General features: G+C 41.2%; 18 protein-coding genes and 3 tRNA genes. 18 read left to right on the top strand and 3 right to left on the bottom strand.

What is annotated here, in order from left to right:
- Nucleotides 1-79: 79 nt before the first annotated feature.
- Complete coding sequence (gene rpmH / locus DESDE_RS20855) at nucleotides 80-214, bottom strand: 50S ribosomal protein L34 (protein WP_014792002.1); 135 nt, start codon at nucleotides 212-214, stop codon at nucleotides 80-82.
- Nucleotides 215-579: 365 nt separating this feature from the next.
- Here rpmH and dnaA point away from each other — a divergent pair, with 365 nt between their 5' ends.
- The 14 genes from dnaA to DESDE_RS00075 all read left to right on the top strand — a co-directional run bounded on the left by dnaA (nucleotide 580) and on the right by DESDE_RS00075 (nucleotide 15,165).
- Nucleotides 580-1,938 (top strand): chromosomal replication initiator protein DnaA, encoded by a 1,359-nt coding sequence (dnaA, locus tag DESDE_RS00005; protein ID WP_014792003.1) that lies wholly within the window; start codon nucleotides 580-582, stop codon nucleotides 1,936-1,938.
- A 254-nt stretch (nucleotides 1,939-2,192) separates the two neighbouring features.
- Nucleotides 2,193-3,296 carry a DNA polymerase III subunit beta gene (gene dnaN, locus DESDE_RS00010; protein WP_014792004.1) on the top strand — a complete coding sequence of 368 codons (1,104 nt, stop codon included), beginning with the start codon at nucleotides 2,193-2,195 and terminating at the stop codon, nucleotides 3,294-3,296.
- 14 nt (nucleotides 3,297-3,310) lie between these two features.
- Nucleotides 3,311-4,399, top strand: a complete 1,089-nt coding sequence (recF, locus tag DESDE_RS00015) for a DNA replication/repair protein RecF (RefSeq protein ID WP_014792005.1) — start codon at nucleotides 3,311-3,313, stop codon at nucleotides 4,397-4,399.
- A 3-nt stretch (nucleotides 4,400-4,402) separates the two neighbouring features.
- Nucleotides 4,403-4,660, top strand: a complete 258-nt coding sequence (gene remB / locus DESDE_RS00020; RefSeq protein WP_014792006.1) for an extracellular matrix regulator RemB — start codon at nucleotides 4,403-4,405, stop codon at nucleotides 4,658-4,660.
- Between the two features lie 151 nt (nucleotides 4,661-4,811).
- On the top strand, nucleotides 4,812-6,746 hold the full coding sequence (gene gyrB / locus DESDE_RS00025) for a DNA topoisomerase (ATP-hydrolyzing) subunit B (protein ID WP_014792007.1): 1,935 nt from the start codon (nucleotides 4,812-4,814) through the stop codon (nucleotides 6,744-6,746).
- 13 nt (nucleotides 6,747-6,759) lie between these two features.
- Nucleotides 6,760-9,237 carry a DNA gyrase subunit A gene (gene gyrA / locus DESDE_RS00030; RefSeq protein WP_014792008.1) on the top strand — a complete coding sequence of 826 codons (2,478 nt, stop codon included), beginning with the start codon at nucleotides 6,760-6,762 and terminating at the stop codon, nucleotides 9,235-9,237.
- Nucleotides 9,238-9,317: 80 nt separating this feature from the next.
- Nucleotides 9,318-9,884, top strand: coding sequence for a pyridoxal 5'-phosphate synthase glutaminase subunit PdxT (pdxT, locus tag DESDE_RS00035; protein ID WP_028305407.1), 567 nt, complete (start codon nucleotides 9,318-9,320; stop codon nucleotides 9,882-9,884).
- Between the two features lie 30 nt (nucleotides 9,885-9,914).
- A complete protein-coding gene (gene serS, locus DESDE_RS00040; RefSeq protein WP_014792010.1) occupies nucleotides 9,915-11,180 on the top strand; it encodes a serine--tRNA ligase in 1,266 nt (421 codons plus the stop codon).
- A 241-nt stretch (nucleotides 11,181-11,421) separates the two neighbouring features.
- Nucleotides 11,422-11,510, top strand: a tRNA-Ser gene (locus DESDE_RS00045).
- A 175-nt stretch (nucleotides 11,511-11,685) separates the two neighbouring features.
- Nucleotides 11,686-11,764: transfer RNA gene (locus DESDE_RS00050), tRNA-Arg, on the top strand.
- Nucleotides 11,765-11,779: 15 nt separating this feature from the next.
- Complete coding sequence (tadA, locus tag DESDE_RS00055; RefSeq protein ID WP_014792011.1) at nucleotides 11,780-12,226, top strand: tRNA adenosine(34) deaminase TadA; 447 nt, start codon at nucleotides 11,780-11,782, stop codon at nucleotides 12,224-12,226.
- A gap of 57 nt (nucleotides 12,227-12,283) precedes the next feature.
- Nucleotides 12,284-12,372, top strand: a tRNA-Ser gene (locus DESDE_RS00060).
- A 392-nt stretch (nucleotides 12,373-12,764) separates the two neighbouring features.
- Nucleotides 12,765-14,125 (top strand): IS3 family transposase gene (locus tag DESDE_RS20860; protein ID WP_085938402.1). Its coding sequence is split into 2 segments (ribosomal slippage): nucleotides 12,765-13,221 and nucleotides 13,221-14,125, totalling 1,362 coding nucleotides; the frame shifts between segments, so codons are not numbered across the junction.
- Nucleotides 14,126-14,316: 191 nt separating this feature from the next.
- Nucleotides 14,317-15,165: a MerR family transcriptional regulator gene (locus DESDE_RS00075; protein WP_014792014.1), complete on the top strand. Its 849-nt coding sequence runs from the start codon at nucleotides 14,317-14,319 to the stop codon at nucleotides 15,163-15,165.
- Nucleotides 15,166-15,559: 394 nt separating this feature from the next.
- Here the strand turns inward: DESDE_RS00075 and DESDE_RS00080 are convergent, their stop codons facing one another.
- Nucleotides 15,560-16,573: a class I SAM-dependent methyltransferase gene (locus DESDE_RS00080; RefSeq protein WP_242831292.1), complete on the bottom strand. Its 1,014-nt coding sequence runs from the start codon at nucleotides 16,571-16,573 to the stop codon at nucleotides 15,560-15,562.
- Here DESDE_RS00080 and DESDE_RS00085 point away from each other — a divergent pair.
- From DESDE_RS00085 to DESDE_RS00095, 3 genes are all read left to right on the top strand, one after another.
- Nucleotides 16,554-17,099 (top strand): RNA polymerase sigma factor, encoded by a 546-nt coding sequence (locus tag DESDE_RS00085; RefSeq protein ID WP_242831421.1) that lies wholly within the window; start codon nucleotides 16,554-16,556, stop codon nucleotides 17,097-17,099. The genes DESDE_RS00080 and DESDE_RS00085 overlap by 20 nt on opposite strands.
- Complete coding sequence (locus tag DESDE_RS00090; protein WP_014792017.1) at nucleotides 17,083-18,240, top strand: DUF4179 domain-containing protein; 1,158 nt, start codon at nucleotides 17,083-17,085, stop codon at nucleotides 18,238-18,240. The genes DESDE_RS00085 and DESDE_RS00090 overlap by 17 nt, the downstream gene beginning before the upstream one ends.
- 242 nt (nucleotides 18,241-18,482) lie before the next feature.
- Nucleotides 18,483-18,929, top strand: coding sequence for a C-GCAxxG-C-C family protein (locus tag DESDE_RS00095; protein WP_014792018.1), 447 nt, complete (start codon nucleotides 18,483-18,485; stop codon nucleotides 18,927-18,929).
- 142 nt (nucleotides 18,930-19,071) lie between these two features.
- On the opposite strand, the gene DESDE_RS00100 is transcribed toward DESDE_RS00095, so the two are convergent.
- Nucleotides 19,072-19,479, bottom strand: coding sequence for a DUF4418 family protein (locus tag DESDE_RS00100; protein WP_014792019.1), 408 nt, complete (start codon nucleotides 19,477-19,479; stop codon nucleotides 19,072-19,074).
- A gap of 226 nt (nucleotides 19,480-19,705) precedes the next feature.
- Between DESDE_RS00100 and DESDE_RS00105 the strand changes: the two genes are divergently transcribed.
- Complete coding sequence (locus tag DESDE_RS00105; protein ID WP_014792020.1) at nucleotides 19,706-20,905, top strand: ABC transporter permease; 1,200 nt, start codon at nucleotides 19,706-19,708, stop codon at nucleotides 20,903-20,905.
- The last annotated feature ends 1 nt before the right edge of the window (nucleotide 20,906 follow it).

A 20,906-nucleotide genomic window follows, 5' to 3' on the forward strand; every position in this document is an offset into this window, starting at 1 on the left:
CTCCAGAATAAACCTAATTTAAGAATAAAAAATGCCGAAATATCCCTATCAATTTGAAAAAGGCCACAAGATTGCGGCCTTAAGCTGATAATTTCTTCCGCCCTTTTAAACGACGGCGTTTAAGCACGTTTCTTCCTGTTGCATCGCTCATTCTCTTTAAAAATCCATGTACTCTTTTATGACGACGATTCTTCGGTTGCCAAGTCCGTTTCATACAGCTATTGCACCTCCTTCAAGGGAAAAAACAAATAAAAATTGCACATCTCTAGAGATTATACTCTAACTTTTTTGGCCCTGTCAAGCAGAGTATATAAGAGTATGCAATAATATTGTGGATAACTTTACCCTTAAAAAAGTTATCCACTTGTTAATAAATTTTTATTAGGACTAACTTCCTGTTGATAACCCCAAAAAAAATTGGTATTATGATTTTACACCGCCTTTAAATACCACGCTTTCGCTTAAATCATTTGTACACAGCAATAATTTTATTGAGTTATCCACAAATGTGCATAAGTTTGTGTATAACTTTTTTATTGTCATATTTTCTACATAATTAGACAAAGGGAGGTCCACTGAATGCCACCCCGTTCTCTACAAGTACTTTGGCAAGAAACTCTATCAAAACTGGAAAATGAACTTTCCAAACCAAGTTTTGAAACCTGGCTCAGTTCCACATACCTCCTCGATATCGAAGGAGACACTCTGATCGTCAGTGTGCCTAATGAATTCGCTAAGGATTGGTTGGAAAGCCGCTATGCCCCCATCATTCGCTCTACTGTTCAATCCATCCTTGGGCAATCCATGAATTTGCGTTTTGTTGTCACCTCAATGCACGAATCTTTTCGCCAAGGGGACAATCAAGCTGAAACTCCTTCTGATACCAAGACAGAATCCCCTGACTCCCCTGACAATAAAACTTTAAATTCAAAATATACCTTTGATACCTTTGTCATTGGCAACAGCAACCGCTTTGCCCATGCGGCTGCTCTGGCGGTGGCTGAATCTCCTGCTCTTGCTTATAATCCATTATTTATCTATGGAGGAGTCGGACTGGGCAAAACTCACCTTATGCACGCTATCGGCAATGCAGTCATTCAGCGTTCTCCCAGTACCAGGGTACTTTATGTATCCAGTGAAAAGTTTACCAATGAGCTCATTGAGTCCATCCGTGATCAAAATCCTATCGAATTCCGCAATCATTATCGCAATGTAGATATTTTGCTGATTGACGATATTCAATTTCTTGCCGGTAAGGAAGGTACCCAAGAGGAGTTTTTCCATACCTTTAACGCACTTCATGACGCCAATAAACAAATTATTATTTCCTCCGACCGTCCCCCTAAAGAAATTCCCACCCTTGAAGATCGTTTGCGTTCCCGCTTCGAGTGGGGATTGATAACGGATATTCAACCACCGGATCTGGAGACAAGAATCGCCATCCTGAGAAAAAAAGCAAAGCTGGAAAACCTGCAGGTCGCCAATGAAGTCATGGTCTATATTGCAGATAAAATTCACTCCAACATCAGGGAACTTGAAGGAGCCTTAATTAGGGTCATGGCCTTTGGATCTTTAACTTCCAATCCCATAACCGTTGAGACAGCAGCCGAGGCCCTTAAGGATATCATACCTGTCAACACGCCTAAGGAAATAACCATTGAAATGATTCAGCAGGCAGTAGCAGATTTTTATCATCTGTCTTTAGGTGAGTTTAAGGCCAAAAAAAGAACACGGGCTGTTGCTTTTCCACGCCAAATCGCCATGTATTTATCCAGAGAGCTTACCGATAATTCTTTGCCCAGAATTGGTGATGAGTTTGGAGGAAGAGATCATACCACCGTCCTCCATGCCCATGAAAAAATCTCCGAGGGACGCCGTAATGATCCTTTACTGGATAGAAAAATTAATGAAATCATTCAAATTATCCAATCCCTATAACTGGGGTTATCTATGTGTATAAAGTGTTAATGCTTTTGGGATAGAGTTTAGATAAAATGAGTTTGTTAACATGTGGATAAATTCAATGATTAATTCACATGTTTTTACTCATTTCAAACCATACTCTGCTAAGGGATAAGTTGAATTATCCACATTGAGACAAGCTATAGTACTAATACGACTTAAATTAATATCTTATTATTATTCTCTTAAAAATATTCCACTGTTGATAAGTTTTTGAGGAGGCTGCTTTTATGAAAATTTATTGTTCCAAGGATTCCCTTATCACGGGGGTAAATACTGTCCAAAAAGCAGTATCGAATAAAAACACCTTGCCTGTTCTCCAAGGAATTATGATTAAGGCCGAAGGACAATCTTTGATTTTTGAAGCGACGGATTTAGAAATAGGAATCCGCTGTGTGGTCCCAGCCCAAGTGGAAAAAGAAGGAGTTATCGTTCTCCCTTCCCGACTTTTTTCTGATCTGGTACGTAAACTTCCGGACGCTTTAATTGAGTTGGAATTGCAGGATGATGTGATCAATATTCATTATAATGAATCGGATTTATCTCTCAGAGGATATGACCCGGAGGAATTTCCTTTATTACCGGACCTCTTTGATGCAGAAACCTTTAACTTACCTGTGTCCATCTTTAAAACGATGATTAAGCAGACTATTTTTGCTTGTTCTACAGAAGAAAGCCGCCCAGTGTTTACAGGCTGTCTTCTCCAGATTGAAGATTCTAATTTACGTCTGATCGCCACAGATACTCATCGCTTAGCCTATCGGATCGCTGAAATTTCTAATCCTGAATATATAAAATTCCAAGGCATTATTCCTGCCAAGACTTTAGGGGAAATTTACCGCCTGCTTAAAGATGAAGACGAACATTTATCCATCCGCTTTAATCAAGCTCAAATCGTTTTTCAGTTTGGATCCGTTCATCTTCTCTCCCGTTTAATTGAAGGACAATTCCCCAATTATAAACAAGTTATCCCCCAATCCTGTCAAACAAAGATTTTATTATCAGCAAAACTCTTCCAAGACTCTGTGGAAAGAGCTTCTTTATTAGCCCGGGATGGGAGCCATACCAGTATCATCAAACTCTCAGTTGATACAGAACGATTATCCATTGATCAAACCTCGGAATTAGGTAAGATTTCTGAGCAGATGGAAGTTAAAAAAGAGGGTAATGATGTCAAAATTGCTTTTAACTCCAAATTTTTATTGGATGTTCTTAAGATTATTGATTCCGATGAGATCGTTTTTGAATTATCGGGTTCTTATAGCCCGGGAATTATTCGTCCAGTAGATGATCCCAATTATCTCTATCTTGCTTTACCTGTACGCACATCTTAAGTTGGCCTATAAGCATGGAAATAAAATGGCTGCATTTAAAGTCTTTTAGAAATTATGATGATCAAGAAGTGGATTTTCAGCCAGGTTTAAATGTCCTGCAAGGGGAGAATGGACAGGGTAAGACCAATATACTGGAAGGTATTTATTATCTTCTGACTGGAAAATCTTACCGTGTCCACCGGGAACAGGAACTGGCCCGCTGGGGAGAAAATGAATTCCATCTCTACGGTGACTTTATTGTTCAGCGGCGAAAATTATGTTTAGAAAGCCATTATAAGGATAAGAAAAAAATTATTAAGATTAATCAAATTCCTTGTCGAAAACTATCTGAATATGTTGGCACAATTAATGTGGTCTTTTTTTCACCGGATGACTTGGTTATGGTCAAAGGTGGGCCTGCTGAAAGAAGACGTTTTTTGGATTTGCATATTGCCCAGCATCATTCGAAACATATTCAACTTCTTAATGCCTATAACAAGGTACTTCAGCAAAAAAATGCCCTTCTTAAACGTTCACAAGGAGGGATTAAAAGTCAAATTGAGCTGTGGAATGAACAAATCCTCCGGATTGGCTCAGAAATCATCAAGAATCGTTGGGAATTTACAGGTTTGCTTTCCCGAAAGAGCAAAGAAATCTATGGACAGATTTCTTCAGGGAAAGAAGAGCTGACTATGGAATATCATTCTCTAGGAAAAAATAATCTGGAAGAAGCTTTAGCTAGTTTTCCTAAACTCTTAGAGGAAAAAATGCCTTTGGAGATTGAAAGAAAGATGATTTTAATTGGGCCCCATCGTGACGACATTCTTTTTAAACTCAATGATCGTTCTACCCGTCTCTATGGATCCCAAGGTCAGCAGCGTTCCATTGTTTTGAGCACAAAATTAGCTGAACTGGAGGTTATTCACCAGGAAAAAGGGGAATATCCATTGCTTTTGCTGGATGATGTGTTGTCTGAATTGGATCGATTTAGGAGAGACTATTTGTTAGATTATATTAAATCTTTACAACAAACCATTATGACCATGACCAGTGCGGAAACCCTTACTCATAGAGCATCCTTAATGCTTAAAGTAGAAAAAGGGCAGATTGGGAGGATTGATTAATTAATGTTTTTACATTTAGGTGGCGATGTACTGATTAATCAGGAAAAGATCATTGCAATTCTGGATTTGGAGACGGCTATGACTAATTCAACCTCAGAAAGTTTCTTAAATAAAATTAAAGAAAAACAAAAAATAAACTATATCTCGGAAAAAGGTAAAGAAAAATCTTTAGTCATTGCCAGGGATGGAAATTATTTTTCCCCTATCTCATCAACCACACTATTAAAACGATCCAGTTCCATGATTATCGGTGAAGAATAGTAAGGATTAAAAAGAAGAAACCTCTCCAGGAATGTGAGGTTTCTTTGATTCGTTTTAGCCCTGGAGACTCCTTTATTTGAATAAAGCGTTGAAAGGTCGTATAATTAAAAGGTTAGATGTATAAGTAGAGGGAATTTGGGAGGGATCAGCTTTGCAAGAAAACGCCGAAATTAAGGATACTATTCCAACCAATGATTATAATGCAGGGCAGATTGAGGTACTTGAAGGGTTAGAAGCGGTTAGAAAAAGACCGGGGATGTATATCGGTTCTACAAGTCCTCGCGGTTTACATCATTTGGTGTATGAAATCGTAGATAATAGTATCGACGAGGCCTTGGCCGGCTACTGCGATACCATTGAAGTCACGATTCATAAAGATAATAGTATTTCAGTGGTGGATAATGGCCGGGGTATTCCGGTGGATATTCATCCTAAATTAGGCAAGCCGGCTGTTGAGGTGGCTTTAACGGTTCTCCATGCCGGAGGAAAATTCAGCGGCAGCGCTTATAAAGTATCCGGGGGACTTCACGGAGTGGGAATGAGCGTGGTCAATGCTTTATCCACCTGGCTCCATGTGGAAGTTAAGAAAGACGGGAATATTTATCATCAGGAGTTTATGCGCGGTAAAACCAAAACAGAACTGGCGGTGATTGGTCAGATAGATCAAAATCAGACCGGAACCACCATTACTTTTTCCCCAGATCCGGAAATTTTCGAGGACACCGTGTTCCACTTTGATACTTTAGCTCACCGGCTTCGTGAACTTTCTTTCTTGAATAAAAAGGTATCGATTACCTTGATCGATGAAAGAGAAGACAAAAAAGAGGTTTATTATCATACCGGTGGGATCTATGATTTTGTAAAGTATATCAATCGTTCCAAAGAAGCTCTTCATCCTGAGCCCATTTATTTTGAAGCAGAAAAGGATGGGGTTCAGGTTGAAGTATCCATGCAATATAATGACGGCTATGTGGAAAATCTTTTTTCTTATGCCAATAATATTCATACTCATGAAGGGGGAACCCATGAATCCGGTTTTAAAGCGGCTCTGACCCGAGTGGCTAATGAGTATGCCCGGAAAAATAATATTCTTAAAGCCAATGAAGCCAATCTATCGGGAGAGGACATCCGGGAAGGTTTAACCGCTGTTATCTCGGTTAAAGTTCCTGAACCTCAGTTCGAGGGCCAAACCAAGACCAAATTGGGGAACTCAGAAATTCGTTCTATTGTGGATTCCATCACCGGAGAAGGCTTAACCGTTTTTCTTGAGGAAAATCCCGCCACAGGCAAGAAAGTCATTGAAAAATCCATTCAGGCTTCCCGGGCCCGGGAAGCAGCCCGCAAGGCCCGGGAATTAACCCGGCGCAAAAGCGCTCTGGAAGTCAGCGCTTTGCCGGGGAAATTAGCCGATTGCTCCTGGAAGGAAGCAGAGCTTTGTGAGATGTATATCGTGGAGGGAGACAGTGCGGGGGGTTCGGCAAAACAAGGCCGGGATCGCCGTTTTCAGGCTATTCTGCCCTTGCGTGGAAAAATTCTCAATGTGGAAAAAGCTCGTTTGGATCGAATTCTAAGCAATGCTGAGATCAGAGCGATGATCACAGCGATGGGTACGGGGATTTCTGAGGATTTTGATATTGAAAAAGCCCGCTATCATAAATTGGTGATTATGACCGATGCCGACGTGGATGGTGCCCATATCCGGATTTTGCTCCTGACCTTCTTCTTCCGCTATATGAAACCTTTGATTGAGAACAATTATGTCTATATTGCCCAGCCCCCTCTGTTTAAAGTGAAGAAGGGGAAGGATATCCATTATGTCTACAGCAATGAAGAATTAGCCAAGTTACAAGATGAAATTGGCCGCGATAGAGTAGAAATTCAACGCTATAAAGGTTTAGGGGAAATGAATGCGGAACAGCTTTGGGAAACCACCATGGATCCGGCTAAAAGAACTATTCTGCAAGTGACCATGGAGGATGCCATTAAAGCGGACGAGCTCTTTACCATTCTCATGGGTGATGTGGTCGAGCCAAGGCGTGAATTCATCCAGGATAATGCACAATATGTCCGTAATCTGGACGTCTAAGGGAGGATAGCACATGTCGACTGAAATTCAGGGAGGAAAGATTCTCCCTATCGAAATATCGGAGGAACTAAAAAAATCGTTTATCGATTATTCCATGAGTGTTATCGTCAGCCGGGCTTTGCCGGATGTACGGGATGGTTTAAAACCGGTTCATCGGCGCATTATCTATACCCTTCATGAATTAGGGATGACTCCCAATAAGCCTTACAGTAAATCGGCCCGTCTGGTGGGGGATTGCATGGGGAAATTTCACCCCCATGGAGATTCCTCTATCTATGATGCTGTGGTTCGGTTGGCACAGGATTTTTCCACCCGTTATCCCTTGATCGACGGACATGGCAATTTTGGCTCTGTTGACGGTGATTCTGCCGCTGCCATGCGTTATACTGAAGCAAGAATGGCTAAAATCACTCAATATATGCTGGCTGATATCGATAAGGATACCGTGGATTTTCAACCCAACTATGATGAACGGGAACAAGAGCCCAAGGTTATGCCGGCAAAATTCCCTAATCTCTTAGTCAACGGTTCGGCAGGAATTGCGGTCGGGATGGCTACGAATATCCCTCCCCATAATCTCACAGAAGTGATTGAGGGAACGATTGCTCAGATCGATAATCCCGAGATCGAGATTAAAGAACTGATGAACTATATCAAGGGACCTGATTTTCCTACCGGTGCCTCCATTATGGGAACGGAAGGAATTATCTCTGCCTACAGAACCGGTAAAGGAAGCTTTAGAATCCGTGCCAAAGCCCATATTGAGGAGATGGAGAAATCCGGGAAAATGCGGATTATCGTGACCGAGATTCCTTATATGGTGAATAAGGCCCGCTTGGTTGAAAAAATTGCTGAACTGGTTCGCGAGAAAAGGATCGAAGGCATTACGGATCTCCGGGATGAATCGGATCGGACAGGGATGCGGATTGTTATGGAACTGCGCCGGGACGTGAATCCTCAGGTGCTTCTCAATCAGCTCTATAAGCATACCCAGATGGAAGACAGCTTCGGGGTCAATATTTTAGCCTTAGTGGACGGTCAACCCAAAGTTCTCAATCTTAAACAAATTATTCATTATTTTATCGAGCATCAAAAAGATGTGATTACCCGCAGAACCCGCTTTGAACTGAATAAAGCGGAAGCGGAAGCCCATATTTTAGAAGGCTTGAGAATTGCCTTGGATTATATCGACGAGGTCATTAATATAATTCGCACCTCCGAAGATGAGCAAAACGCCAAGGAAAATTTAATGGCTCGTTTCGGGCTCAGCGATAAACAATCCCAAGCCATTGTGGATATGAGACTGAAGAGACTCACCGGTTTGGAAAGAGAGAAGATTGAAGAACAGTATAAAAAAATTCAAGAGACCATTGCCTATTTAAAAGCAGTTCTTGATTCGGAACAAATGGTTCTTGATATTGTTAAGCAGGAACTGCAAGAAGTCAAAGAAAAATTCGGTGATGAACGACGCACGGAAATTTCCTTTGATGCTACCCATATGGATATAGAGGATTTAATTGATGATGAAGAAGTGGTCATCACCATGTCTCACAGGGGATATATCAAGAGAATGCCCCTGAATACCTACAAAAGCCAACGGCGTGGAGGTAAAGGAGTTCATGGCATGGCCACCCGGGAAGAGGATTTTGTGGAGCAAATCTTTACCACCTCCACACATCAATATATTCTGTTCTTTACCACCCGAGGCAAGGTGTATCGCCTAAAAGCCCATGAAATACCTGAAGCAGGCCGTACAGGAAAAGGAACAGCCCTCGTCAATCTCTTAAGTATCAATCCCAGTGAAGAGAAAATTACAGCCGTTTTGTCGATAAGAGAATATAATGAGGATTTCCATCTTTTCATGGCGACCAAGAATGGGATTGTTAAAAAGACTTTGCTGAAGGAATATGACTCCCCACGTAAAGATGGCTTAATTGCCATAAGCTTAAGCGGTGATGACGAACTTATTGGTGTCCGCTTAACCAAGGCCGATGAGCACATTATCATGGCTACTAAGAATGGTCTATGTATTCGTTTTATAGAATCAGATGTACGTCAAATGGGGAGAACCGCTCATGGGGTCAAAGGAATCTCTTTGGAAAAAGAGGACTTTGTTGTGAGCATGGATGTGATATACGAAGAAGAAGCAGAAATACTATCCATGACAGAGCATGGATTCTCCAAACGGACCAGTCCTTCCGAGTATAGAGTGCAAGGACGGGGCGGGAAGGGTATCATTGCCACGAAGTTAAATGCTAAAACAGGTAAACTGGTAGGGCTCAAGGTCATGAGACCTGAAGATGATATCATGATCATTACTGAAGATGGAATTATTATCCGCCAAGAAGTATCCGGTATTTCTAAACAAGGCCGTTCAGCCCAGGGAGTCATGGCCATGAGAACCGGTGAAAGTAAAGTGGTAGCCATTGCCGTAGTTGACAATAAAGAGAATGAGGAATCAGAATTAGAAGAAATAGAATCTGAGGAATAATCTAAATATAATATAAGGCCAGTGTTAAGCATGAACCATCTCACTGTGCAGAGAGATATGCAGAACGGGGCTGATTATCCATGAACGAGAGGATTGGAGTGTTGTCTCTTGAGGGAACCGATAATGATCCTTGCCAGTTTTTGAAGGAACTTAGGTGCGAAGTGATCAAGGTTCAACAAAGAGAGGATTTAATCAATATTCAGGGTTTAATTATTACAGGCCCAGGAAATAGAGAGAACAGCCTTTCAATAAGTGGGTTAGGGGATAGGATCAAGGAATTAGCGGCTATGGATTTTCCTATCTTTGGACTATGTGCAGGAATGGTTTTACTGTGTAAAGGATCTCTTGGTTATGAGAAGGGTCAGTTAGGACTTATGGATCTGACAGTAGCAAAGGAACCTATGGCGGGGAGAACGGAGGCTTATTTATCCATCCCTGCCTTAGGGGTCAACCCAATGAAGGCTATCTTCAGTGAGGCGCCTTGTATCCAGGAAATTGCCCCAAATGTAGGGATTTTATCAGAATATAATGGTAAAATAGTGTTTGTACGACAGGGGAATATGTTGGCCAGCACCTTTTATCCTGGACAAACATCAGATGATCGTATTTACCGTTATTTTCTGGATATTGTCAATGAAGAAATTTGAAACTAAGTGGTCAGATATGGAGGATTTCAGATGCTAGATCTCAAGTTTGTGCGCACGAACCCCGAAATTATCAAGGAAGCTCTTAAAAAGAGAAATTCCAATGTCAGCTTAGAAGGTTTTTTAAAGCAAGAAGAAGATCGCCGTAAGCTTTTATTCGAGGTGGAATCATTAAAAGCCAAAAGAAACACGGTTTCTGAAGAAGTAGGCCGTCGGAAAAAACATGGCGAAGATGCCGAGCAGCTTATTATAGAAATGCGGGAAGTGGGACAAGAGATTAAGGATCTCGAAGATAAATTAGGTGATATCGAGAAAAGCATGGAAACGGTACTCTATGAAATTCCTAATATTCCTCATGAATCCGTTCCAGTAGGGATTGATGAAACGGCGAATATTCAAGCCCGTTCCTGGGGGGCTCCGCGATCCTTTGATTTCGAACCCTTGCCTCATTATGAAATTGGCGAAAAGCTGGATATATTGGACTTTGCCCGGGCTGGAAAAGTTACGGGAGCTCGTTTTACCTTCTATAAAGGCTTGGGAGCTAAGCTGGAAAGAGCATTGATTAGCTTCATGCTGGATCGGCATACTGAGAAAGGATATGTGGAAGTTCTTCCCCCTTATATGGTTCATCGTAATTCCATGATTGGTACCGGGCAGCTTCCCAAGTTTGAAGAAGACGCCTTTAAGGTTGCTGGGACAGATTATTTTTTAATTCCTACAGCTGAAGTCCCTGTAACAAATATGTATCGGGAAGAAATCCTTGAAGCCGATCAATTACCGATCCATCACTGTGCCTATAGTGCTTGCTTCCGAGCTGAAGCGGGTTCTGCAGGCAGGGATACCCGCGGTCTCATTCGGCAGCATCAATTCAATAAAGTGGAACTGGTGAAATTTGCCCTGCCTGAAAACTCCTATGAGGAGCTGGAGTCATTAACCCGAGACGCAGAGAGCATTCTGCAGGAGCTTGAGCTTCCTTATCGAGTTATGGCATTGTCCACGGGAGATCTAGGATTTAGTTCAGCGAAGACCTACGATCTGGAAGTATGGCTCCCCAGTTTTAATACATACCGGGAGATTTCTTCCTGTAGTAATTTTGAAGATTTCCAGGCTCGTCGTGCTAATATTCGCTTCCGCCGGGCACCAAAAGCCAAGCCTGAATTTCTCCATACCCTTAATGGCAGCGGCTTAGCTATTGGCCGCACTGTTTCCGCTATTCTTGAAAATTATCAGGAAGCCGATGGAAGAGTAAGAGTTCCTAAGGCCTTACAACCTTATATGGGTGTAGAATACATTGGATAATTGTCATTATGCTCTAAGATTGTTTTTATCTGGTGACATGAAAATTTCCTAAAAATTAGATAGGGCTTAAACATTTACACATAAAAAATTTTGTGATATACTAGATTTCGTCACGTTGCCCGATGACTAACCTCCACTAAAGCTTAAGTGGTGAGGACGGGATAAGTGGCGCTAAGTCCCTGGATAAGTCAACTAAACTTCAGGTGGAGTCAAAACTCCACCTGAAGTAAGTTTCCTATACGGAGGGGTGTCCGAGTGGTTTAAGGAGCCGGTCTTGAAAACCGGTGACTCCGCAAGGGGCCGTGGGTTCGAATCCCACCCCCTCCGCCATTAAAAGCTAATCTGTTATTTTTTATATACTTGGTATGTAAGTGGCTGAACAGTAAGTAGGATCATTTATGTAAGCAGTAACTTTTCTCGGCGTAAAGCCGAGTTTTCTATAAGCACCAATTGTCAATACTGTTGATATTGGAGTAGTATAGGTGCTTTGTGTAAGTAGATATTTGGCCTCGTAGCTCAGGTGGATAGAGCGGGGGTTTCCTAAACCCTGTCTTGCGGGGGTTCGAGTCCTCCCGGGGCCACCATTAAACAGAGGTACTATGAATCATCAAGACTATATGCGCTTAGCCCTTGAAGAAGCACGAATCGCCTTTGAATATGGGGAAGTTCCTATCGGGGCAGTAGTGGTACATGATAATCAGGTTATCGCTAAAGCCCATAATGAAAAGGAATTGAGGCAGGACCCCACAGCCCATGCTGAAGTTTTGGCTGTGCAGCGGGCAACTCAAGCCTTGGGAGTTTGGCGTCTTTCTGAAGCTACTCTCTATGTGACTCTGGAACCATGCCCTATGTGTGCCGGTAGTTTGGTCCAGGCTCGCTTAAAGACTCTTGTCTTTGGGGCAGCTGATCTTAAGGGTGGGGCGGTAGGTTCCGTGACCAATGTGTTGGATGTAAACCGCTGGAATCACCGTGTGGAGGTCGTGGCGGGGATACTGGAAGAAGAGTGTTCTCAGATTCTGAAGGATTTTTTCCGAAAGCTGAGGTAAGGTTTAATTTGCTTAAGTGAGAATAGATTGTTGATTGTCATTTAAGCTTTATAGTGTGGAGGAGTATCGAAGTGGTCATAACGGGGCTGACTCGAAATCAGTTGACGGGCAACCGTCCGTGGGTTCGAATCCCACCTCCTCCGCCATTTGAAAGTAAAACCGTATTAGTAAATCAATACGGTTTTTTTAATTGGAATGAAAATAGTTGAAGAGGTGGGATTCGAACGGGAGGGGAATAAAAAATGCGCCCTTTGGAAGCATTTTTCCCGACCCGGCGTGATAGCGAGGGTACCCGAGCGGAGCGAATCCCACCTCTGTAACCTTTTTGTTGTCGAAAATGTGAAAAGATAGTGATTGATTACAAAGACGGAAACTGCGACATGAACCATGTAAAATAAGAATAATGTGTATCAAAGTATTGACATCTCTATTTACCAAACTTCGCAATTTAGTTTTACTATGAAATAAAGAAAAGTGCCGGCTATGAACTGCACCCCAATTGTTAGACATCCACTAACAGTTGGAGGTGCTTTTCTTTATGGCCAAATTTACAGTTGAAGAGAAATTAAAAGCTGTAAAACGCTATTTATATGGTAAAGAAAGTCAACGAGAAATCTCAGCATCTATCGGGGTGCATAATTCCAATCTTCAGACATGGATTAAACAGTATCAATTTCATGGAGAAAAAGCTTTTGAAAAGAACTATACATCGTATACTTTAGAATATAAACTAGACGTACTTAACTATATGAACAAACAAGGGACGTCTATCAAACAAACGGCTGCAATCTTTAACATCCCTGCACCTTCCACGATATTAAAATGGAAGCGACAACTAGAAACGCAGGGATTAGACGCCCTTGAACTAAAGAAAAAGGGGCGTCCACCCATGAAAAAAAGAAATAATAATATAGAAAAAAATGAGACTCCGGCCGAAGGATCAATAAAGGCATTACAGCTGGAAAATGAACGTTTACGTATGGAGAACGCCTATCTAAAAAAGTTGAATGCCTTAGTTCAAAACAAGAAAAAATCACCAAACAAGACAAAGTTCAAGTAGTCTATGAATTAAGGCAAGAATTTTCGGTGAAAGCACTTCTCCAGCTTGCGGATATTGCGCGTAGCACATATTATTATTGGGTCAAAAATCTGGATCGTTCTAATCCAGATGCAGAACTGAAAGTATTGATTCAAACAATTTATGACGATCATGAAGGCCGTTATGGGTACCGTCGAATTAAAGATGAATTAGAGAACCAAGGACAAAAGGTCAATCATAAAAAAATTCAACGTATCATGAATGAATTAGGCTTAAAATGCCTTGTTCGTATGAAGAAATATCGCTCGTACAAAGGGACAGTGGGTAAGATTGCACCTAATATTTTAGAACGCAACTTTAATGCTGAAAGGCCAAATGAGAAATGGGTTACGGATATAACGGAGTTTAAATTATTTGGAGATAAATTATATTTGTCCCCGATGCTGGATCTATTTAATGGTGAAGTTATTACTTATACAATCGGTTCGAGGCCAGTCTATACCCTCGTTTCTACGATGCTAGATCAAGCATTTGAACGGTTAACGGATAGGAACGGGCTCTTGATTCACTCTGATCAAGGGTGGCACTATCAAATGAAGCAATATAGCCATGCCCTTCAAGAACGTGGTATTACACAGAGTATGTCTCGTAAAGGCAACTGCTACGATAACGCTATTATTGAAAATTTCTTTGGTATTATGAAATCGGAACTTCTTTATTTAAAAGAGTTTAAAAGTGTTGAACACTTTAAGCAAGAACTTGCTAACTATATAGATTACTACAACAACAAACGAATTAAGTCAAAATTAAAAGGCATGAGTCCGGTACAATACCGAACTCATGCCCAACAGGTTGCCTAATAATAAACCTGTCTAACTTTATGGGGTAACTTCACTAAGCCGGCGCTTTTTATTTAGAGGTTATTTCATGCCAATAAATTATATTTTGCCACTAAAATAGATGACGAACTGTTCAGTAATTCGTCAAGGTAATGCTATTGACTATAACGTTAGGTCATAGTGTAGTATGACATTGAAAGGAGGGAAGCTATATGATGACGATTCACGAATTGGCCAATTACAGTGGGATCAGCGTAAGGACACTGCACTATTATGATAAGATAGATCTGTTGAAACCCTGCTGCATTGAGCAAAATGGATACCGGAAATACAACGATGATTCGCTCAGGCGTTTGCAGCAGATAATGTTTTATAAAGAAATGGATCTACCGCTTAAGAAAATAAAGGATATTATGAATCAGTCCTCGTTCGATCAAAAGACTGCAATAAAAGATCAGAAAGACTTTTTGGTTGCAAAAAGAAATCGCCTAAATAAGTTGATTGAACAGATGGAACAGATTCTGGAAGGGGACAACACCATGGATTTTAAAGTATTTGAGCATAATGAATTAGAAGAAGTTTTCAGAAGCCGGATTATGCAATTGGATGAATATTACCAGCAGAGTTTGATAAGCCAATATGGAAGCATTGAGGCATGTATTGAGAGTATGATGAAAAACGAAGCTAAAATCAAAGAATCTGCCGTGAAGCATTATGGAAGTATTGATAAGTATATCGAATCATTAAAAAAAGAACCCTTGCCGGAAAAAGGAATGGGTAAGTTACAATTAAAGCTTGATGGTATTGTTAAGCAGATTACAGCCCATAAAGGAAGAGATGTAAGCAATCCCGAAATTCAAAAACTTGTAGATGAGTGGAAGGAAACATTTAAAGAAATATCTGAGAAGGATGACATTTCAGAAGCATTCAGGCGTATATATCATGCCTATATGAATAGCCGAGAGGTAATAGAAATGATGGATGAAATCTATGGTAATGGCTCGATTGTTTTTGTTGGAAAGGCCATGGAGTATAATGATAAAGCATCCCACAGGTTATAAACCGTGAAAAATATAATATAATACTTGTTAAACTTTACCAATAAGTTCCATAAGAGGGCTATCTTTCATATAGTATTTCAGAGAAGCAAATATCTATTTCAATCTTTGAAAGAAACAAAATGGCTTAAAAAGATATTCTTTTTATCTAAATGCTTGCTCTGCTATTCTTTTTAAAGAAAGGGGGTAGCCAAAATGCCTTATTATAGAAGAGCACGGTGGCGTGATCCATTCTTCTTTCCGTTCTTCTTTCCATTCTTTTTCATCTAAAATATTTCAGTCTTTAATTGGCTTCACAGGAAGGTTTGAACCTTCCTTTTTTTGTTATAAGTGTTATATATGCAACTAAGTTAAAATGAGAAGTAATTGTAATTACTTACAAGTTAGGAGATAATCTTTATGGTTTTTGTCCATAGAAAAGACCAAATCCAAAGTATTTCTTATTTTTTTTAATAAACACGGCATTCTTTTTTAATCTTTGTAATATTACCGGATGATCACTTATTTTGTACCTAAGGTCCCTTAGCAGTAGCCAGTCCTCTTTTATTTTATTTAAGTCAATACCTAGGAAGCCTGTTTTTAGAAGCCTTTTATTTTTGATTTCTACATGAATAAACCCAACTTTTGATAAAATACCGCACCATTCTTCTATAGACAAAGGTTCTGTGTCAGCACCAAAGCAATCTTTCATTTGTGTTTCAACATCAGAAGGTAATTCCTTTAACTTTATCATTTCAAGATCAGCAACCTGACCTTGGGGTTTAAGTACTCTGTAAATCTCACTATACGCTTTAAATTTATCTAAAAATATTGTTACAGATTCGGTAATGACCCAATCGAATACATTGTCCTCAAAGGGCAGTGAATATATATCTGCTAATTTGAATTCAGCAAGATGGGTTACTCCTTCCTGCTCTGCCCTAAGACACGCCTTTTCAATCATCAGGGGATTTATATCAATACCGATAATTTTGGTCCCTGTAGTTTTGGCCAAATGACATGCAGTTAGGCCGCTGCCACATCCGACATCAAGAACATAGTCTGAGGTATTTATTTTTAACGTTGCTAAAGTGAGCTTCGTTGAACGGAACCCTCCGGGATGAGAACTACCTATACCTAGCCAGCCCAATAAATCAAGATAGTTCATATCCTCTATATTTACAGTCTCTTTCATTACAATTTTCATTCCTTTCTGGTTTAGTATAGGGTATTCTATGCCGTTTTCTTGCCTTGTGAACTTGTAAGAAGTATAAAACCTAAAATAATCTGGACAAAGTTTTACAATAAAAAACCTTTGATCAGGAAAATTTTTATATATAAATGAACCGTTTATGTTTCCGTGACTATTTACAGGTGTACGGGATTTCGAAAGGAGGTCTACATTGGAACTTGTGCGCACAATAAAAGTCAATCAAGCAACCCCCCAATATATGCTTGCCGACCTCGTGGATGAGTACGGCGATTCCCTCTATAAATTTTGCCTCAGCCTTACTTACTCCAGAGAGGATGCAGACGATTTATTTCAAGAAACATTTTCTAAGATATTTGAACAGCTACCGAAATTAAACGATTCGGACAACCCAAAAGGCTTTATATTTTCCACAGCAGTGTTTATCTGGAAAAGCTGGAAACGCAAATATGCCCGCCGCAACCGTTTGGCTCCAGCAGAGCCGTTAGACGAAAATGTGCCGAGTAGCGTCAGCACGGAAGCTAGCTTTATGGAGCAGGAGGAAATTCGTATCGTCCAGGAATTGGTTGAAGCCTTGCCCGATAAATTCAAAATCCCGACAATCCTGTACTATACGGTGGAAATGAGTGTGCCGGATATAGCCGTAACCTTGAAATTACCGGCCGGTACGGTCAAGAGCAGATTATTCAAAGCGAGAAAACTTGTCGAGAGAGGATTGGTGGCGATTCATTATGACTATAAAAAATGAAAAGTCCAATGTGGATTTATTGCTCCGAAAAGCCCTAACCAGCCCTGAAAAGCCCACCCCGGAGCTCATTCAAAAAGTAAAATCCCAGTATGTTAAGGAGGAACCTGTTTTGAGAAAATCAACCATCAGGCGTTCTTTCAGCACGGTTGCCGCCGCTGCTATGGCGCTTGTCATCTTCGCCACAACCGCGTTTGCCGCGTCATATTTTCTGAAGCCCAGCGATGTTGCCAATCAGCTTGGCGATAAGACGCTCTCCGCTGCCTTCGACAGCCCAACAGCCGTCAATATCAATCAGTCCATTACGTCAGGCGATTATACATTTACCCTGCTCGGCCTTGTTTCGGGCAAAGACATTACCGATAACCCGGCCTACAACAGCAACGGCGATATTCTCGGCGACCGCACCTACACCGTGGTTGCCATCCAAAAGAAAGACGGGAGCCCTATGCCAACTGCGCAGGATGAGAATTACCCAACCTTCTATGTTTCCCCCTATATCAAGGGGCTGAAGCCGTGGCAGGTCAATGCCCATACCTTGAACGGCGGCTATATCGAAAATGTCGTGGACGGCGTGATGTATCGAATCATTGACTGTGACGAAGTAGCCATGTTTGCCGACAGAGGCTTGTATCTCGGCGTCAATACCGGCTCGTTCTACAATTCAGAGGCGTTCAACTATGATGAGAATACGGGTATGCTGACAGCCGACCCGGATTTTGACGGGGCAAGCGTCGTGTTTGACCTGCCGATTGATAAGTCAATGGCTAACCCCGAAAAAGCCCAAACATATCTTGATGAAGTGCTCGGCGAATTTATAACCAACGCCCCGATTGTCAATAACAGTAAATCAGAGGTCAAAGCTGGTACAAAACACGTCATGTCCTATGGCGAATACAAAGCTTGGGCAGATAAGAAACTTGACGAAATGAAAGCATTGGTCGAGCAGGGTAAGTATTCAAAATCCGCAATGGAGCTTGACCGCCGCGGCTTTGATAGCAACCTAAAAGATATTAAAAATGGCGGTACGCTCACCCTGATTGAACATGTGGATGGCAGCTATGAGACGAGTATCTCTTCCCCGGTAGAGGGTTATGATGTTACTGTTGGCGACGACGGCGGTATCTTTATAGAAAGAGACTAACTCGCAAAGCATGTTAACATTTTCGGCAAAAACAAGGGCAGAAATTAATGCTTGACGAAGCAATAACCTCTGCCCTATTTGCTTTCAAATGGCTAAATACTCTATGATATATGGGCCATTGAAAACAATAAAAATGAACCTCAATGATTTGATTGAAATCTCCGCTATACTTTCCCCTTTATATTACTGAAAATTTCGAATATACTATCAATATAAAGATAAGAAATAGGAGGGAGAAAGAGATGGAAGATTTATCTTTGGAAGCTCGTAATCGAGCGGGCGACAACTTCAAACAAGGATTTAATTGCGCTGAGTCGATCGTCAAGGCTTTTAACGAAATGTGTAGTAACCCCATGTGTCCTGAGGTCGTAAAATTGGCGACAGGTTTTGGCGGAGGACTTGGCCATGCTGGATGTATGTGTGGAGCATTAGCGGGTTCAGCTATGGTACTTGGGATATTAAAAGGACGTACCCAGACGACGGAGAGTAGGGATAGTGTTTATCAGCTGTCGAAAGAATTTCATGATCGTTTTGAATCAAAATTCGGAGCAACATGTTGTCGAGCGCTCAACTCCCATGTTTTTGATTCACCGGAGCATCTGCGAAATTGTCTCAAAATAACAGGGGGAACCGGAAAACTCCTAATGGAGTTTCTTCAGGAAAAGAATCTCCTAGCCGATTCACAGTGACCCAGGTCAATTCAACTTCACAAGGCGATCATAGAAAAAGATACCTCAATTCAGAAATAAAAATGAGGCATCTTTTTTATTTACTCGAAAAGGTATTAAGGCCTATGGATCTAAACACCAACTGGATGTGTAGAGAAAGGGGTTAAGTATCGAGCTCTTTTTTAAAGAGAGAGACTAGTCCGATCACGATGGTTAAGGTGCCACTGGCTCTTAACCAGAATGCTGTCTCATGGCAGGCCATGACTTTTTTACAGACGCCAATCCCGATTATTGATTCAAAAGTTACCAAGATGAGCATGATCCCTAAGGCAATGACCATGAAGGGATTCTTTTTATTGGTGATAATGGTATATATTGACTGTACCAATAAGAGTATCGCAATGATGGTGGAGGCTTGGGCAGTATAAAAGCACTTCATATGTACCATATTGCCATTTTTCAATTCCAGTAACCCGTCACAGACCGGCGCCCAAATATAAATTGCTCCTATCACAATCGCAATAATAGCCAGCAATCCATAGGCAAGGTGTTTCTGAGTGAAAAACTTCATTGATATACCTTCTTTCGATTATTTTGAGTTATCTGCTTACCCCTAAATTAGTATCCATCGTCAATGAAGTCAAGTGAAAAATATTTTTTTCTCGTGGGGAAAAAGCGAAAGGTTTTTGAATTTAAAACGTTATATAGGTGAAACAGTTTTTTAAAGAGTATTTAGATAGTTTTAATAACTTATTGAATTGGAATGTGAACGATTTCACAGGATGGAGTGTAATAGGATGTGGTTTATAGCCTGGGAAAATGTTATGCGTCGTAAAGGACAATCCATACTTACAGTTTTAATAACGGGATTAACCGTGTTAACCTTTGTTCTAGCTTTTTCGGTGCTATTTACCTTGCAAGAGGGGTTAAAGCTATCCAATGACCGATTAGGCGCAGATATTATTGTTTTACCTAACAAAAGTAACGCTGATGCCTTCCAAACCATCTTTACGGCCGAGCCCGTTAATATTTATATGAATCAAGATATTACCCAGCAAATTGCTCAAGTCAAGGGGATAGAGCAACTGACTTCGCAGTTCTTTACTCAGACTTTGGATCAGAGCTGCTGTTCGATAGGTGGGGCAACTCGCTTAGTAGGTTACGATCCTGCAACGGATTTTATTTTGAAACCTTGGCTAAATGAACATAACCTTACGAACTTGGAAGATAACCAAATAATAATCGGTGGTAACATTCCTGCTTTCCTTGGTAACCAAGCCTCAGTATTAGGGGGTGTGTTCTCAGTCGTAGGTAACTTATACCCGACGGGAAGTGGGATGGACGAAACACTATTCATGAACATTAATGTTGCCAGGCAGTTAGCCCAAGATAGCCCTTATCTTCTGGGACTATGGAAAAAGGAATCCCCAGAAAAGCTCATTTCAGCCATTTTGATTAAGATCTCCGAGGGATATAAACCGGCTCAAGTGGCAGAAGACATAAATAACTTAGGGCTTGCCGTGGAAGCTGTTGCGACTAGTGAAGTAGTCTCATCCATGAGATCGCAAATACTCATTGTCACGAAGCTAATCCTCGGTTTATGGCTGGCTGTATTCTTTGTTGCCTGCTTGGCTTTAATTGGTCGCTTTAGTGCCCTAGCCCGGGAGAGAAAAAAAGAAATCGGACTCCTTAGAGCAATCGGAGTTCAAAGAACAGAGGTATTCAGGCTGATACTGTTAGAAGCATGGTTAATGGCAGGCGCGGGTGGTATAGCAGGCAGCATCCTTGGCGCCCTTGGAGTTAGTTCGATTTTAACGACACTGAGAAGTTCGATGGGCTTGCCGATGGGTCAGTGGTCCTGGAGCTCTGCCTTAGGGAGCGGTGTGTTAGGAATCTTTGTAGCATTGCTTTTAGGGTTCGTAGGCTCTGTGTATCCGGCTTGGAAAAGTTCGAGACTTGATCCGCAAGAAGCAATTGCCAGGGGGGAGGTAGACTAGA

Source organism: Desulfitobacterium dehalogenans ATCC 51507, assembly GCF_000243155.2.
GTDB classification, from domain to species: domain Bacteria; phylum Bacillota; class Desulfitobacteriia; order Desulfitobacteriales; family Desulfitobacteriaceae; genus Desulfitobacterium; species Desulfitobacterium dehalogenans.